The following is a 16,460-nucleotide window of genomic DNA, read 5'->3' as shown; positions in this document are numbered from 1 at the left end:
AGGTGAGGGTGTCACTCGATGAAGACCTTCACGGAGTCGGCGCTCCCGCCGTTCCGGTTGACGCCGACGAAGAAGTCGCTCCCGATGTGGGTGACATCCTCGATCTCATCGGTCAGGCCGTTTCCGGGGATTCCGATGTCGCTCTCCACGTCACCTCCGGACCAGTTGTACTGGTACACCCAGTTCCACCCTGTTTCGGGCGTCGAGGTGTTGATGGACTTGGTGTTCCAGATGTAGTTCTCGGAGCAGTCGATACCTTGGTCGGAACGGTTGTCGTGGCTCGTCAGGCCGCTGTTCACCAGCGTCCATCCGCTCGTCAGCGAACCGGACCCGGGGTGGGTCCACAGGTTGCCCGAGCGGCGGGCGGCATATCTGCCCGCTCCGTCGGCCGCCGTCGCGCTGTAGCAGAGGCCGCTGATGTTGCCGATGGGCAGATGGACCACCTCGCTTGCGCCGACAGATCCCGATGAGTCCAGGTGAACGACCGTCACATCGGCGCTGGGAAAGGCCGATTGACTGCCCTGGGTGGCGATCAGGGCAGGACCCTGGCCCCGATAGTCCGACTGGTAGGCGAGGTCGTTGCCGTGGCCGAGGGCGGGTATGGAGGTCGGCGCCCCGGCGCAGGTCCAGCTGGACCCGTCCCAGGCCGAGCCGTCGCGCAGCCATCTGGACAGGACCGGCTCCTCCCCGCCCGCCCTGGTGAAGACGATGTAGAGCTGTCCGCCCGCCCCCGCGACCATGCCTTGCATGACAGTGCGGCCTGCCCTGCATGGGCTGCTGTTGGGGATGTTCAGACGTTCCGCCCCGCTCCTGTCCGTAGCGGCGGAAGCGGTGGTCGTCGTCGAGGCGATGGCGATGCCGGTCAAGAGTGCCAGCACGGATGCGAAACGCGGTGGTTTCCTCACTAGGTACCCCCCTTTGTGTGACAAGGGAGGCAGGCTAGCACTTCACGTGTATTCCGCAGGCAACACGCCATGAAGTCGGCTTGCTGGCATGCGATGTGATGGTGGGTCAGGTCAGGACTGCAAGGAGGGAGACGGCCCCGCCTCCGCGCGGCGTCGGGTGGCGTGCAGGGAACCGAGGAGGCCGAGGGCGCGGGCGCTCGGGCTGCCTGGTTCGGCGTGGTAGATGACGAGTTGCTGGCCCGGGGCGTCGCGCACGTCGAAGGCCTGGTAGGTGAGGGCGAGCGGACCGATCTCGGGGTGGTGCAGGTTCTTGGCGTCCCGGCTCTTGCCGCGCACGCCGTGGGCGCTCCACAGCCGGTCGAACTCCGCACTGTGATCGGCGAGTTCGGCGACCAGCCGGCGCAGTTCCGGGCTGTCCGGGTCAAGGCCGGCGCCCTCACGCAGATTGGCCACGGCGGCCTGGGCCGCCCGCTCCCAGTCCGCGTAGAAATGCCGGCCCGCGGGGTCGAGGAAGATCATGCGGGCCAGGTTGTCCGCCGGGTCGAACGGGGTGAAGAGCGCTTCAGCCAGGGCGTTGGTGGCGAGGACGTCCAGGGTGCGGCCCAGGACGAACGCCGGAGTATGCGGGTAGCCGTCCATCAACTGGCGCAGCGCCGGACTCACCCGGGCCGCCGTGTGGACGGAGCGTTCCGCACCGGGTGCGCCGCCGGCCAGGCGGAACAGGTGCGTCCGCGCGTCACCGTCCAGCCGCAGGGCGCGGGCGAGGGCGTCCAGGACCTGGGGGGAGGGGTTGCGTTCGCGGCCCTGTTCGAGGCGGGTGTAGTAGTCGGCGTTCACCCCGGCGAGGACCGCGACCTCCTCCCGGCGCAGTCCGGCGACCCTGCGCGTCCCGTGGCTCACCATGTCCACGTCCCGTGGCGTGAGGCCGGCCCTGCGGGCACGCAGGAAGGCACCCAAGTGGTTGTCGTCCATGCGGCAAAGACTATGCGGCCGTCCGTCGCGTTGCCTGGGTGTGCCGTACCCAGGCAACGGCCGTCCTGGTCCGGTGCCGGCCGTCCCGCACAGACTCGGTTCCGCGGTCATCCGACTGCGTAACCATCCCTCCACTGGAAGGACATCGTCATGGAGCGGACCACCAAGGTCGTCCTGGTGACCGGCGCGAGCAGCGGGATCGGTGAGGCGACGGCCCTGCGCCTGGCCGCCGACGGCCACCGTGTGCTCATGGGCGCGCGCCGTACAGAGCGGCTGGAGAAGCTGGCCGGGCGGATCGCCGCCGACGGGGGTACCGCCGACTTCCGTCGGCTCGACGTCACCGACGCGGCCGACGTACGAGCCTTCGTGTCGGCCGCGATCGAGCGCTGGGGCCGGGTGGACGTGACCGTCAACAACGCCGGGGTGATGCCACTCTCGCCCCTGTCGGAGCTGAGGGTGGACGAGTGGGACCGGATGCTCGACGTGAACGTCCGCGGGGTGCTGCACGGCATCGCGGCCGCCCTGCCGGTCATGCGACAGCAGGGCGGCGGTCACATCGTGACCGTGGCCTCAGTCGGTGCGTACGAGGTGGTGCCGACGGCCGCCGTCTACTGCGCCACCAAGTTCGCCGTGCGCGCCCTGTCCGAAGGGCTGCGTCAGGAGTCGGCCGGGGGTATCCGGGTCACCGTGGTCTCCCCGGGCGTCACCGAGTCCGAGCTCGCCGACTCCATCTCCGACCCGCGTGCGCGCGAGGACATGAAGACCTACCGTTCGGTGGCCGTTCCGGCGTCCGCGATCGCCGACGCCATTGCCTTCGCCGTCTCCCAGCCCGCCGAGGTCGACGTGAACGAGATCGTGGTGCGCCCGGCCGCGAGTGCGCAGTAGGGCGGTCAGCCGTCCGACAGGCCGGGCTCGACCGTTCGGAGCCCGGCGACGGCGCGCGTTCGAGCAGCCACGTCACTTCTTCTTCTTGGTGCCTTTGGTTTTCTCTGGATTCTTCTTGGGGCTCTTGGATTTCTGCTTCTTCGCTTCCTGAGCCGGGCGGCCGGTAGGAGGCGTGGGTGTGGACGGCACCGCGTTGTCGCCCGTGCTCCCGCCCGGTGTGCCGGCGACGGAGCGGCCTCGCTCGGGGCCGGAGTGCCGTGCCGTGGCAGGGACGGGCGGCTGCGTGGCCTTCGAGGTGGTGTCGGTCGGAGCCGGCTGGGGCGCGGTCGTCTTCGCGGGCGTCGAGGGGGAAGAGTGCGGATGGTTGCCCGCACCGGCGGCCGGGGGCGGGGCGACGTCGGTCAGGACGGTTCCGGTGATGGCGAGTGTCAGCACCCCCGCCGCTGCGACAGTCACCGGCCGCAGCCACGACCGACGGGTCTGACTGCCGGTCGTGGCGACAGATGCCTCGGGGGAAGGCGCCGGCGCCGCTGCGGTATCTGCCGAGGCTGCCGTGGGGGTCGTCGCCCGGGCAGAGGAGGCCCGGTGCGTAGCCGTCGTCGTGAACGCTTCCGCGGTGCGGATCATCGGATGCGAAGCGGTGGCGGGCGCGGGGGCGGACGTGGCTGCGGCCTCTTCGAGCAGGCCCAGTATGCGGGCGGTGTCGGGGCGTTCCTGTGGTTCCTGCGCGGTGATCAGCGAGAGCAGGCGGGCCAGACCGTCGGGGACCTGGTCGGGGATCCGGGGTGCATGGAGAAGGTGGCCGATGCCGGCTTCGAGGGGCGTGGCGCGGCGTGAGGTGTCGCCGGTGAGGGCCTCGAGCAGGACCAGACCCAGGGCGTAGACGTCGCTGGCCTTGCTCGCGCCGCCTCCGAGAAGCTGTTCGGGGGCCATGTAGGCGAGGGAGCCGATCAGTGTCCCGGGCTCGGTGCGGGTGCGCTCGTCGATGGCGCGGGAGAGGCCGAAGTCCGCCAGCCGGGGCGCGCCGAGTTCGTCGAGGAGGATGTTGGACGGCTTGATGTCACGGTGGATGATGTCGCAGCCGTGCACATGGTCGAGGGCCGAGGTCAGAACCGTCCCCAGGCGGATGGTCTGTGTGGCGGTCAGGGAGCCGACGGAGAGTCTGTTCCGTAACGTCGTGCCACATACCAGCTCGGTCACCATGTAGGCGCTGTCGCCGTGCCGTCCGGCGTCATAGACGGTGACGAGGGCCGGGTGACGGAGGCGGGCCAACGTCAGCGCCTCGCCACAGATGCGGTCCGCGGTGACCATCCCCGCGACGGGACGGAAGACCTTCACCGCCACCTCGCGGCCCAGGACCGTGTCGACCGCGGCGAACACGTCGGCCGTCCCGCCCGAACCGAGCTGGTCCCGCATCCGGTACCGGCCGCCGACCAGCAGGGGGTCCCGCCCGGGCGTGGCTGCGCTCCCACCGCCAGGTCCTATCGGCATTCAACGTCTCCTTCACGCGCGGGCAGTGCACTGCGCGTACCCCCGAGGCGCGAGGAGTACGCCGACGGAGCACCGTCGACCAGACCTTGGCGCACACCGGCGGACCGAGACGCGCACCCCCTTGACACATGCATGCCATGACGGTCTGATGTGGCTGCTTTCGTTCGGCTTTGTTGATTTGTGCGCCACATTCCTCGCCTAGGAGCCGCACATGCCACGCATGACGCACATGCTGCACACGCACAGCGAACAGCACACTTTCAGACAACGCTTCGCCGCTTCGGTCGCTTCGCTCACCTTGGCTGCCGGTGGGCTGACCGGCGCCGCCGTGGTGACCGCGGGAATCGCGACCGGCACGCAGATCGCGGCCGTCACTGCCGCACCGGAGGCTGCCGCGCTGGAGAACGGCCTTGCCCGGACTCCGCAGATGGGCTTCAACAACTGGAACACCACGGGATGCGGGAAGCAGTTCAACGAGGCGATGGTCAAAGGGATCGCCGACACCTTCGTCGAGAAGGGCCTCAAGGACGCCGGGTACACCTACGTGAACCTCGACGACTGCTGGGCACTGCCCCAACGGAACTCCGCCGGCAACCTGGTCCCCGACCCCGTGCGGTTCCCCAACGGCATCAAGGCCGTCGCGGACTATGTGCACTCCAAGGGCCTGCAGTTCGGCCTGTACTCCAGCGCAGGCACCAAGACCTGTGCCAACGAGGGGTTCCCCGGCGGCCTCGGGTACGAGACCAAGGACGCCGACCAGTGGGCCTCCTGGGGCGTGGACTACCTGAAGTACGACAACTGCAACAACACCGGCGCCGACGCACAGACCCGGTACAAGACGATGGGCGACGCGCTCAAGGCCACCGGACGGCCGATCCTCTACAGCATCTGCGAGTGGGGCTCCAACGCGCCATGGAACTGGGCGCCGCCCATCGGCAACAGCTGGCGCACCACCGGTGACATCAGCGACAACTGGTCCAGCATGATCGGGATCGCGCACGCGAACCAGCGCCTGGCGCAGTACGCCAAACCCGGCGCGTGGAACGACCCGGACATGCTGGAAGTCGGCAACGGCGGGATGACCGACACCGAGTACCGCACCCACTTCAGCCTCTGGTCACAGATGGCCGCGCCCCTGCTCATCGGCAGTGACATCCGCAGCGCGAGCGCGCAGACGCTGACCATCCTGAAGAACCGCGACGTCATCGCCGTCGACCAGGACCCTCTCGGCAAGCAGGGCACCGTCGTCTCCTCCTCCGGCGGACTCGTCGTGATGACCAAGCAGTTGGCCAACGGCGACCGCTCGGTCACCCTCACCAACGAGAACAGTTCCACCGCCACGGTCAGCACCACGGCCGCCGCGGCCGGACTGCCGGGCGCCGCCTCGTACAAGCTCTTCAACCTGTGGTCCAAGGCGGTCACCTCGACGAGCGGCACCATCAGCGCGTCGGTGCCCGCGCACGGCACGGTGATGTACCGCGTCTCGGCCGGAACCGGCAGCAGCACCGGTACGACCCACCCGCTGATCAGCGCCTCCTCTCAGCGCTGCCTGGACGCGGAGGGCGCCGGGACGGCCCCCGGCACCAGGATCGTGATCTGGGACTGCAACGGCGGCGCCAACCAGGCCGCGACCCTCACCCCCGCCGGTGAACTGCGTCTCTACAACGGCACGCAGTGCGTTGACGTCCACGAGAACGGGACCGCGCCAGGCTCCGTGGTGCAACTGTGGACCTGCAACGGCGGAACCAACCAGCAATGGAAGCCGAACCCCGACGGGACCATCACCGGCGTCCAGTCGGGCCTGTGCCTCGACGTCACCGGCGGTGACAAGCCCGCCGGGAACGTCAACGGCACCGCACTGGAGCTGTGGAACTGCAACGGGGGCGCCAACCAGCAGTGGATCCTGGGCTGAGCCGTCGTCCGGCCACCGCTCGGCGGGGCTCCGTCACCGTTACGCCCCCGACATCCCTCGTAGCCGTCACGTAACACAGGCCAGGAAGACTTCGCGGCATCGCGCGGCGCCCCGGGTCCGGCCCGGGGCGCCGCCAGCTCACGACGTGTCGGCAGCAGGGCCGGCGCGCGCGTGCCCCGTCCGCCGTGTGCGGGCAGGTGGAAGTGATGGGGGCGGTGACCTCACTTCGTTCACCCGGCGCGGCCCTCGTTCCCTTCCGTGGTCGCGCCCTCACCAGGGAGAACCACGTTGCCCACGCACCAGAACACGCACCAGAACACGCACCAGAGCACACGTGTGCGCACCCGCCCGAACCTGCCGCACACCTCGCACGCCGAGGCGGAACTCGACCGGGAGCGGCGGATGGGCGCCGACGCGGGCACCGCCACGGCGGTACGCGAGATCAAGGTTGTGGACCTGACCGACTTCGGCGCCCGCCGCGCGCAGATCACCGAGGAACTGTGGCAGGCGGCCACGGAGACCGGCTTCTTCCAGCTGTCCGGGCACGGTCTTACGAGGGCCGAGACCGACGCGGCCTTCGCGGCGTCCGGGGCGTTCTTCGCCCTGCCCGAACGCCTCAAGAGCCGCCACGCGCTGAAGAAGGGGCTCAACGCGGGCTGGGAGTACCGCAGCCAGGTGCGGCCCTCGACGGGCACGCCCGACGAGAAGGAGTCCTTCCAGCTCACCCGCCCGCACATGGCGGGCCTCTGGCCGGCCGAGGACGAACTGCCCGGCTTCCGCGACACGTTGCTCGGGTTCGAGGCCCGATGCCACGCGCTCGCCATGCGCGTACTCTCCTGTTTCGCCGACCGTCTCGGCCTGGACCGGGACTTCTTCGCCGAGCGGCACGTCCCGACCGACCAGGGCCACCAGTCCACCCTGCGCCTGCTGCACTACTACGCCGTGCCCGAGGAGGCCCGCGGTGAGGGTGAGGCAGGCTGGCGGGCCGGCGCCCACACCGACTTCGACTGCCTTACCCTCCTCTTCCAGCGAGACGGGCAGGAGGGGCTCCAGGTGTGCCCGGGCCGGGAGGCCGACACCCGGGCGTGGACACCGGTTCCGGCCCGGTCCGACCTGATCACGTGCAACATCGGCGACATGCTGATGCGGTGGAGCGGCGACCGTCTGCTCTCCAACTTCCACCGTGTCGCCCAGCCGGGCCCCGACGCGGACCAGGGGCCGCGGTACTCCATCGCGTACTTCGCGCAAGCCGACCGTGACGCCGTGATCGCCTGCCCCGACGGCCGCCACGAGCCGGTCACCGCCGCGGAGTATCTGCGCCAGCGCATCGCGGCCAACTTCGGCGGCTGATCCGCCGCGTCCTTTCCCACCCGGGGTCGCCGCCGCGACGGCGCCCCGCCTCCTTTCCTGCCCGGGGCAGCCGCCGCGACGGCGCCCCGGGCCCCCTCCCCGGAATTTCGGACCGAAAGCGGGATGCCCCATGCCCGAACCGCGCCCGTGCGCACTGCTGTTGTCCGGCGCCCAGGTCGTCACCGTCGACGACGAACGCACCGTATACACCCATGGATCCGTGGCCGTGGACGGCGACCGCGTCGTCGACGTCGGCCCGGCCGACGAGGTCGAGGCCCGCTGGCGGGCCCGCCGCACGATCGACTGCCGCGGCCGCGCCGTCCTCCCCGGCTTCACCGACACCCACACCCACCTCTTCCAGTCCCTCGCCCGGGGCATCGGTGAGGGCCTGCCGATCTGGCCCTGGCTCAACCACTTCATGTGGCCCTACGCCCTCCACCTCGACGCCGAGGACGCCCGGGTCGCCGCGCGGCTGGGCGCGGTGGAGGCGGCCCACGCGGGCATCACGACGGTCGTCGACCACCACTACGCGCCCACCGACCCCGAAACGGTCCTCGCCGTCGCCGACGCCATCGAGGAGGTGGGACTGCGCGGCGCGGTGGCGCGCGGCATGCTCGGCGACCGTACGAAGGTCGCCGACGCCCGCGGCCTGCCCGAAGGGCTCTACCGGTTCGGCACGGACGAGGAACTCGACCTCACCCGCCAGTGCATGGCCGCCCGCGGCGCCGACGCCAGGGTGCGGATCTGGCCCGCGCCCCTCAACCTCTCCTACTGCGACCAGGACCTGCTGCGCGGCGCGGTCGACCTCGCCCGCGCACACGGCGTGCCCTGGCACACGCACTGCAGCGAGAGCGCGAAGGACCCGCAAAGCTACCTCGACGCGTACGGCGTGCGTCCCGTGACGTGGCTCGAGCGCGAGGGCCTGCTCGACGAACACGCGACCCTCGCGCACGCCATCTGGCTCGACGAGGAGGAGACGGCGGCGATCGGCTCCCGCGGGGCCGGGGTTGCCCACGCTCCCTGCTCCAACGCCTATCTGGCGTCCGGGACCATGGCCTGGGGTGCGCTGCGCTCGGCCGGGGCGGTCGTCGGGCTCGCGACGGACGGGCCGAGCGCGGGCGGCCGGCAGGACATGTTCGAGGCGATGAAGCAGATGGTGTCCGCGCAGCGCCTTGCCGCCCTCGACCCGGCGGCGGTGCGCTGCGAGGAGGCACTGGAGGCGGCCACCCGCGACGGCGCCCGGTACGCGGGCCTGCCGGAATCCGGACAGATCCGCATGGGTGGCCTCGCCGACCTGGTCGTCGTCGACCTGACCGCGCTCGCGTTGCAGCCGGTGCACCGCGCGGTGTCCTCCCTGGTCTACGCGGCGCGGACGGCGGACGTGGAGATGACGCTGGTCGGCGGCCGCGTGGTGTACGAGGACGGCCGCTGTCCCGGCATCGACGAAGAAGCCCTGTGCGCAGACGCGGGGGAGCGGGCCCGGCGGCTGGTGGCACGGGCCGGATTCACGCCGCTGACGCAGCCGTGGCAGCACGGCACACACCGAGAGGAAGGACTCGCATGACGGACACTTTGACGGGCGACGGCTCGCAGACCGGCGCGGCGCGCGGCCACGCGGTGGACGCGGTGCCCGCGTGGTGGCGGCTCGCCGTACTCGGGTTCCAGCACGTGCTGGCCTTCTACGCCGGAGCGGTGGTCATGCCGCTGCTGGTCGCCCAGGGGCTCGGTCTCTCGGGGGCGGGCACCGCGGCGCTGATCAACACCGCGCTGGTCGCCTGCGGCGTGGCCACATTGCTGCAGACGGTCGGTCTGCCGGGCATCGGCATCCGGCTGCCCGTGGTGCAGGGCATGTCGACGGCGGCCGTCCCCTCGCTCGTGTCGGTCGGTGTCGCCGCCGGCGGCGCGGACGCCGGCCTGCCGACCGTGTTCGGCGCGGTGATCACCGCCGGGCTCGTCCTCTTCCTCATCGCGCCCCTGTTCAGCCGGCTGGTGCGGTTCTTCCCGCCGCTGGTGACCGGCACCATCGTGATCATCGTCGGCGTGACGCTGATGGGGGTGGCGGCGCGGCAGGTCGGCGGCGGCGACCCGGGGGCGGCCGGCTTCGGCACGCCCGTGCAACTCGGGCTCGCCGGGGTGACTTTGCTGGTCATCGTTGCCCTGTACCGGTTCGGCAGCGGTTTTCTGGTCTCGGTCGCGGTACTGCTCGGGCTGGTCGCCGGCACGGTGGTGGCAGCGCTTGCCGGACGGACGGACTTCTCGGGCATCGGCGACGCCAGCTGGTTCGGCATGCAGGCACCCCTGCACTACGGGGCACCCCGGTTCGACCTCATGGCAGTCCTCGCGATCGTCCTCGTCATGGTGATCATCGCGGTGGAGTCGATCGGCCAGTTCTTCGCCGTCGGTGAGATCGCCGAGCGGGAGGTCGACGCGCGGGCCCTCACCCGCGGCCTGCGCGCCGACGGTCTGGCCACAGTGCTCGCCGGGCTGGTCAACTCCTTCCCCACCACGGTCTACTCACAGAACGTGGGTCTGCTGCGCCTCACCCGGGTCACCTCCCGCTGGATCGTCGCCACCGCAGGCGTGATCATGCTGGTCCTCGGGCTCGTGCCCAAGGTGGGGGCGGTGGTCGCCGCGATGCCGCCCTCCGTTCTCGGCGGGGCGACCCTCGTGCTGTTCTCCACCATCGCCGTCGTCGGCGTACAGATCCTCGTCAAGGCCGACCTGAGCGATGCCCGCAACACCGTCCTCGTCGCGGCGAGCCTCGGAATCGGCTTCCTTCCCACCGCGTATCCGCAGTTCGCCGAGCACATGCCGACCCGCCAGCTCCAAGCCCTGTTCGACAGCGGCATCATGCTCGGCACCCTGACCGCCATCACGCTCAACGTCTTCTTCCACCATCTGCGCCCACCGGCCCGCACCTTGGCAGGCGCCCGACGCGACGAACCCGACGGCCCGGTTGCGCCCGCGGCCGGGCATGAAGAAGCCCTGGCTGGACGGGGGAGACCAGCCAGGGCCGTGTGAGGTGTGGCGCGCGGAGGGCGGTCGCCTCGCGGCGAAAGGCTCCATGGGGCTTCAGCCGAACGATCGTCCCCATGGGCCAGAGGTGAGGCCCGGGGACACTGTCCCCTCCGCAGCCACACTCCTCCCAACGCCCCGCCTCCGCGAAGTGTTCCGCCGACGGACACAACAGCGGGTGAGCTGCGGCACACCAGGACCGGCAGTCGGCGTCGGTTCCGTCCTGTCCGGGCCGCCGGGGGAGTGGGCCGGCCGAACCGGGCAGGACGGAGCGCTCGGCCGGACGAGTTGTGAGCCGTCCGTTCGGTCAGGCGGTCGTGCAGACGCTGCCGTTGAGTGTGAAGGCACTGGGCGCCCCGCTGTTGCCGCCGTGCGTGGCCTGATAGCCGATCGTCACGGTGGTGTTCGGCGCGATCGTGCCGTTGTACGAGACGTTGGTCGCCGTCACCGGCCCGGAGGACGGGGTGTATGCGGCGCCCCAGCCGTTGGTGATGTTCTGGCCGCCCGGCAGGGTGAAGCCGAGCTTCCAGCCGTTGATCGCGGTGGTGCCGGTGTTGGTGATGGCCACGGAGGCGGTCAGGCCGGTGTTCCAGGCGGAGGTGCTCGCGGTCACCTTGCAGCCGGACGGCTGGGGCTCGGGGTCCGGACCGGGAGTCTGGCCGTCCAGGCCGAAGAAGGTGAGGACGCGGGCGCCCATGCCGTAGGCGTACACGTTGTGCCCGACGCCCTGGAGGCTGACGGCCTCGACCGGCGCGCGGTCACCGGTGGCGCCGTAGCGGGTGCGCGTCCAGCCGCCGGCGGGGCTGTCGGTGGACGCCGGGGTCTGGCTCACGCCGAGGACGTTCGTCCACTGCTTGATCTCCTCACCGAAGTTCGGGTAGCGCAGTGTGTCGTCCTGGGTGCCGTGCCAGAGCTGCATGCGGGGGCGCGGCCCGGTGTAGCCCGGGTAGGCGCTGCGGACCAGATCGCCCCACTGCTGCGGAGTGCGGACCACGGTGCCGTTGGCGCAGGCGCTGTTCCACTCGGAGCCGTCGCTGGTGGCGAAGCAGCCGAACGGAACCCCGGCGAAGGCGGCACCGGCGGCGAAGACGTCCGGGTAGACGCCCAGCAGCACGTTGGTCATCATCGCGCCGGAGGAGATGCCGGTGGCGAAGACGCGCTGAGGGTCGGCGTGATAGGTGCCGAGCACCCAGTCCACCATCGACTTGATCCCGACCGGATCGCTGCCGCCGCCGCGCCGCAGGGCCTGCGGCGAGGAGACGTCGAAGCACTTGCTGGACCGGGTGACGGACGGGTAGACGACGATGAAGCCGTAGCGGTCGGCGAGCGAGGCGTACTCGGTGCCGCTGTACATCGCCGGCCCGGAGCCGGTGCAGTAGTGGACGGCGACGAGGACCGCCGGGTTGGCGGTGACCTTCTCGGGGACGTACACGTACATCTGGAGATTGCTGGGGTTGCTGCCGAAGTTCGTGACCTCGGTGAGGGTCGCGTAGGGCACGTCGGCGGTGTCGGTGCGGGCGGCGGCCGGGGGCGCGCCGATGAGCAGCGCGGCGAGCAGCGCCACCAGCGCTCCGTGGAGCGCGACGAGCGTTGTTCTCAGTGGTCTCCTCGCGGTGTTGCCTGCGGTGACGGTGACGGACACGGACACGGCGTCGCCCCTTTCTGTCGCGGCTGGGTCCTCGCTGGGAGCACCGGCGTGACGGCAGGCACACATCTGCACAATGCCGTGGAAGCGCTCCCACGGCATTGCACGGATGCCGCGGGCAAACCGTTCACCATTGGGGCGGCGTGAGCGGGCGGGTCGCTGCGGGGTTCCTGTGGTTCCTACGGTTTCTGTGGTTCCGCAAGGCGCGGGGGCCCGCAGCAGTCTGGACGGCCATCAGACAGTTCGGCGCGGGTCATCGGCTCCGGTCGCGGTGGGCGGCGACGCGGACGCGGGTTCCGCAGCGGGTCGAACAGTAGCGCTGTGGAGTGCGGCGGCCCGTGTCGATGAAGTAGCGGCCGCATCCGGGGGCCGAGCAGCGGCCCCATGCGCAGTAGCCGCGTTCGCTGAGCCAGAGGGCCAGGGCGAGGGTGGCGGTGGACAGCAGCCAGCGGGCGGGCTGAGCGTCGTGGGGGGCCGTGGCGCGCAGGGACCAGCGGCGGTGTCCGGGAACGCGCTCCAGGCGGGGCCGGGCGGGGTACTGATCGAGCAGGGCGTTGATCGCTTCAGCGGCGCCGTCCTCGTCGTCGAGGTCCAGGATGGCGGCGATGACCGCCGCGGCCTCCCGCATCTCCCTTGCGGTGGTCTCGGTCAGCCCCAGAGGCGGGCCTCCGTGCGCCTCCACGACGGCCTCCAGCCCCCCAGGCGTGGCGCCGGACCCGTCCTGCACGGCGTTGACCAGGTCGGCCAGGAAGTACAGGCCGCGTGGATTGTCATCGGTGAACCGCTGGTCCATGGCTCACCCCTCGTGTCACTCGGCAGCGCCAGTCCCTCATCACGCCGCCATGGTAACGTCATTTCTCAATTTAGCCGTTACTGCGGTGGTCGAGCCCATTCGGGCGAGTCCATCTGAAGGAACTCCCCATGACCGAATCGCACACTCCCGTACTGGTCGTCGGGGGCGGACCCGTCGGGCTGGCCCTGTCCTGCCTGCTCTCGGATCAGGGGGTGGATCACGTGCTGATCGAGTCCCACCCCGGAACCTCCCGTCACCCCAAGGCGCGGGGCGTCTCGGCCCGGTCGATGGAGATCTTCCGGCGGCTCGGGCTGGAGAAAGAGGTCCGCGCGGCGGGGCTGCCTGCCGAGCAGGTCCACTTCTACCGGGGCCGCGACCTCGTCGACCCCGACTTCGTCCGCGACGGCCTCGCCGAGGAGCCGGGCGAGGACCCCGAGCACACGCCGTCGCCCGGCCTCATCTGCTCGCAGGACGCATTGGAGCCCCTGCTGCTGCGTCGCGCCACGGAACTGGCCGGTTCCCGTGTCCGGTTCGCCGCCCGTCTGGTCTCCTTCGAGGACGACGGCCTCGGCGTACGGGCCGTCGTCGAGGACCGGGCCACGGGCCGCCTGGACCACGTGCAAGCGGACTGGCTCATCGGCTGCGACGGCGCCGCGAGCACCGTCCGCACCGCAGCCGGGATCGCGATGGAGGGCCCCGTCGGCCTTGGGCGCTATCTCAGCGTCCGCTTCGAGGCACCCCTGGGCGAGGTCGTCGCCGACCGTGCCAGCGCCTCGTACTTCCTCACCGTCCCCGGGCGGGGCGGGTTCATGGCCGTGGACAACGACCGTCACTGGATCTACCAGTACCCCCTCGGACCCGACGCCGAGACGGACCCGACGGACCACGAACTCCTGGCCGGCCTCGTCCGTACGGCCGCGGGCATCCCTGCCCTGGACGTGACCGTCCACGACACGATGACCTGGCGCATGGACGCGCAACTCGCCGCCTCCTACCGCCGCTCACGCGTCCTGCTGGCAGGCGACGCCGCCCACGTCGTCCCGCCGACCGGCGGACACGGCATGAACATAGGCATCGGCGACGTCGACAACCTCGCCTGGAAACTCGCCGCCGTCACTGCGGGACACGCCGGCGAAGCCCTCCTGGACACCTACGAGGCCGAGCGACGCCCGCTCGCCCGCCAAGTCCTCGACATCTCCACGGCCAACGCCACCCGACGCGCCGGCTACCGCATCGACGACGAACTCCTCCTGACCGCGACCTACCGCTCCGCCGCCGTCGTCCCCGGCCCGGAGCACACCGGCGAACACGAGATTCTGGATCCCTCCGGGTGCAGGGCCGGCTGCCGCCCGGGAGAACGCGTGCCCCACATGCGCCTCGCCCCGGGGCCCTCTGGCGTCACCTCCACCCTCGACCTCGTCGGCCCGGGCCTCACCCTGCTCACAGCCGACGAGGACCCCCGGTGGCAGGCGCAGGCCGACGCGGTACGGCGCGCCGGGATCCCCCTCGTCCTCCGTGCCGTACGCACCGCCGGACAGCAGGAGGCCGACCCTGGGCGATGGGCGCGCCTCCTCGGCGCCGACCATGCGGACACCGCCCTTCTGGTGCGCCCCGACGGACACATCGCCTGGCGCGGCACTCTCCCGGAGGACCCGATGACCCTTCCGGCCCTCGTACGTCGTGTACTCGCGTACCGGTGACTCCCGCCGGAACGGCTCCCTGAAGGGAGCTGACCTCCGGACGTTCATGGGGTGAGCGGACTACGGCACGGTGGGGCTACGGTGTTCGATCTCACGATCGCGGTGAGGATCCACTCGGTCAGGTAGCGGGCCAGGGGCGACAGCCGTAGGCCCGGGCTCACCCGTCAGGCCGGCTCCTCGGTGGAGTGGGAGTCGGTGAGGGTGAGCGCGCCGCCGCCGGCGATGAGGCCGACGATCACCGCGAGTACGGCGTAGGTGATGCGCTCGCCGTGGAAGAAGGAGTGCACGAGGTCGCTGTTCCAGACGCCCACGGGCAGCTGGGTGGTGACCAGTGCGGCGATCAGGGTGCCGACGACGGCGGTGCCGACGCTGGTGCCGACCTCCTGGGCGGTGTCGTTGAGCGCCGTCCCGATCGAGGTGCGGTTGGCCGGCATCGCCTCGACCAGGGCGATGGCGCAGATGGTCATGACGGTGCGCAGCCCGATCGTCATCACGACCATGCAGGCAGCGATGGCGGCGTACCCGTGGTCGACGCCCCAGGCGAGGCCGGCGAGGGCCACGGTCAGGCAGCCCGCGCCGACCAGACAGGCGATGCGGTGGCCGAACTTTCTGGCCAGCCCCTCCGAGAGCGGGGTCGCCACGATCATGGTCACGATGAGCGGCAGGTTCGCCAGGCCGGCCCGGACCGGGCTCCACCCGTAGGCGTACTGGAAGTGGAGGATCAGCCCGAACATCACGCCGGCCATCGCCACGGACGTACCGATCTGGGCGAGGGCGGCGCCGCGCACGGTGCCGTTCGAGAAGATCTTCAAGTCCAGCATGGGGGTCTTGCTGCGGCGCTCGTGCCACACGAACGCGATGCCCGCCGCGACCGCGCCGAGGACCGAGCCGAGGGTGGCGGCGGAGAGCCAGCCGTGCTCGACTCCGCTGGTCAGCGCATAACAGGCCAGGCCGATGGTGAGGACGCTGAAGGCGGCGCCGGGCAGATCGAGCTTGTCGTCGGTGAGGTCCTCGCGCCGGTCGGGCGCGACGCCCAGGCGCACGCCGATGGCAGCGATCAGTGCGATCGGCGCGTTGATCAGCAGAAGCCACTGCCAGCTCACGTGGGCGAGCGCGGTGCCGCCGAGCAGCGGACCGAGGATGAATCCGGACATGCCGACGACGATCATCAGGGTCATCGCGCGCATCCGCAGTGCCTGGTCGTCGAAGAGGCGGAAGACGAGCGAGTTGGTGATGGGCGCCATGGCCGCGGCGGCGATGCCGAGTCCGGCCCGCAGGGCGATGAGCTGCCCGGCGGAGCCGACGGCGATGACGGCCAGGCTCAGCAGGCCGAAGACGGCGAGGCCGACCAGGAGCACGCGGCGGCGGCCGAGTCGGTCGGCCATGGAGCCGGCGGTGAGCAGCAGGCCGCCGAAGGTCAGCGAGTAGGCGCCGGTGACCCACTGCAGGGCGGTCGTGCCGCTGCCGAGGTCGCGGCCGATGGTGGGCAGTGCGATGGAGAGCAGCGTGTTGTCGACCATCTCGACGAAGAAGGCCAGGCAGAGTGCGGCCAGCGGGATCCACGCCGCCCGCAGCGATCCGTAGGTGCGGGTGGAAACGGGCCCGGTGTCGGTGGTGGCAGTCATGACCGGCCTCCTTTCTGATCGCGGAACGCTGCCAACTATGGAACGGCGTTCGCTCATGGAACAACGTTCGAGTCTCGAACGCTGTTCCACCATAGAACGACGTTCGATAGCGTGGCAAGTTGTGTTTGGATGGATGCCATGACACCGCCCCCGACCCGCGCACGCTC

Annotated in this window: 12 protein-coding genes; 6 read left to right on the top strand and 6 right to left on the bottom strand. The window is 70.8% G+C overall.

The window, feature by feature from the left end; all coding sequences use genetic code 11:
• Nucleotides 1-11: 11 nt before the first annotated feature.
• Nucleotides 12-749: a hypothetical protein gene (locus ACH4RC_RS36470; RefSeq protein ID WP_398208488.1), complete on the bottom strand. Its 738-nt coding sequence runs from the start codon at nt 747-749 to the stop codon at nt 12-14.
• 267 nt (nt 750-1,016) lie between these two features.
• The gene (locus ACH4RC_RS36465) at nt 1,017-1,877 is read right to left on the bottom strand and encodes a helix-turn-helix transcriptional regulator (protein WP_398208487.1); all 861 of its coding nucleotides are present in this window, start codon (nt 1,875-1,877) and stop codon (nt 1,017-1,019) included.
• Between the two features lie 150 nt (nt 1,878-2,027).
• Here ACH4RC_RS36465 and ACH4RC_RS36460 point away from each other — a divergent pair, with 150 nt between their 5' ends.
• Entirely contained in the window at nt 2,028-2,762 is a 735-nt protein-coding gene (locus ACH4RC_RS36460) for an SDR family oxidoreductase (protein WP_398208486.1), read from the top strand.
• A 72-nt stretch (nt 2,763-2,834) separates the two neighbouring features.
• Here ACH4RC_RS36460 and ACH4RC_RS36455 read toward each other — a convergent pair whose 3' ends face one another.
• Nucleotides 2,835-4,253: a protein kinase gene (locus tag ACH4RC_RS36455; RefSeq protein ID WP_398208485.1), complete on the bottom strand. Its 1,419-nt coding sequence runs from the start codon at nt 4,251-4,253 to the stop codon at nt 2,835-2,837.
• 220 nt (nt 4,254-4,473) lie between these two features.
• On the opposite strand from ACH4RC_RS36455, the gene ACH4RC_RS36450 reads away from it, so the two are divergent.
• The 4 genes from ACH4RC_RS36450 to ACH4RC_RS36435 all read left to right on the top strand — a co-directional run bounded on the left by ACH4RC_RS36450 (nt 4,474) and on the right by ACH4RC_RS36435 (nt 10,536).
• Nucleotides 4,474-6,165: a glycoside hydrolase family 27 protein gene (locus tag ACH4RC_RS36450; RefSeq protein WP_398208514.1), complete on the top strand. Its 1,692-nt coding sequence runs from the start codon at nt 4,474-4,476 to the stop codon at nt 6,163-6,165.
• A 402-nt stretch (nt 6,166-6,567) separates the two neighbouring features.
• A complete protein-coding gene (locus tag ACH4RC_RS36445; protein ID WP_398208513.1) occupies nt 6,568-7,515 on the top strand; it encodes an isopenicillin N synthase family dioxygenase in 948 nt (315 codons plus the stop codon).
• A gap of 130 nt (nt 7,516-7,645) precedes the next feature.
• On the top strand, nt 7,646-9,079 hold the full coding sequence (locus ACH4RC_RS36440) for an amidohydrolase family protein (RefSeq protein WP_398208484.1): 1,434 nt from the start codon (nt 7,646-7,648) through the stop codon (nt 9,077-9,079).
• Complete coding sequence (locus ACH4RC_RS36435) at nt 9,076-10,536, top strand: nucleobase:cation symporter-2 family protein (protein ID WP_398208483.1); 1,461 nt, start codon at nt 9,076-9,078, stop codon at nt 10,534-10,536. The genes ACH4RC_RS36440 and ACH4RC_RS36435 overlap by 4 nt, the downstream gene beginning before the upstream one ends.
• 301 nt (nt 10,537-10,837) lie before the next feature.
• Here the strand turns inward: ACH4RC_RS36435 and ACH4RC_RS36430 are convergent, their stop codons facing one another.
• Complete coding sequence (locus ACH4RC_RS36430) at nt 10,838-12,178, bottom strand: PHB depolymerase family esterase (RefSeq protein ID WP_398208482.1); 1,341 nt, start codon at nt 12,176-12,178, stop codon at nt 10,838-10,840.
• 250 nt (nt 12,179-12,428) lie between these two features.
• On the bottom strand, nt 12,429-12,968 hold the full coding sequence (locus tag ACH4RC_RS36425) for a CGNR zinc finger domain-containing protein (RefSeq protein ID WP_398208480.1): 540 nt from the start codon (nt 12,966-12,968) through the stop codon (nt 12,429-12,431).
• Nucleotides 12,969-13,096: 128 nt separating this feature from the next.
• Here ACH4RC_RS36425 and ACH4RC_RS36420 point away from each other — a divergent pair, with 128 nt between their 5' ends.
• Nucleotides 13,097-14,668, top strand: coding sequence for an FAD-dependent monooxygenase (locus ACH4RC_RS36420; RefSeq protein WP_398208479.1), 1,572 nt, complete (start codon nt 13,097-13,099; stop codon nt 14,666-14,668).
• A gap of 164 nt (nt 14,669-14,832) precedes the next feature.
• Here ACH4RC_RS36420 and ACH4RC_RS36415 read toward each other — a convergent pair whose 3' ends face one another.
• A complete protein-coding gene (locus ACH4RC_RS36415; protein ID WP_398208477.1) occupies nt 14,833-16,293 on the bottom strand; it encodes an MFS transporter in 1,461 nt (486 codons plus the stop codon).
• Between the last annotated feature and the right edge of the window lie 167 nt (nt 16,294-16,460).

Origin of the sequence: Streptomyces sp. NPDC016845, from assembly GCF_044332585.1 — a bacterium.
Classification (GTDB): domain Bacteria; phylum Actinomycetota; class Actinomycetes; order Streptomycetales; family Streptomycetaceae; genus Streptomyces.
This window is presented reverse-complemented; position numbering and strand designations above follow the sequence as displayed.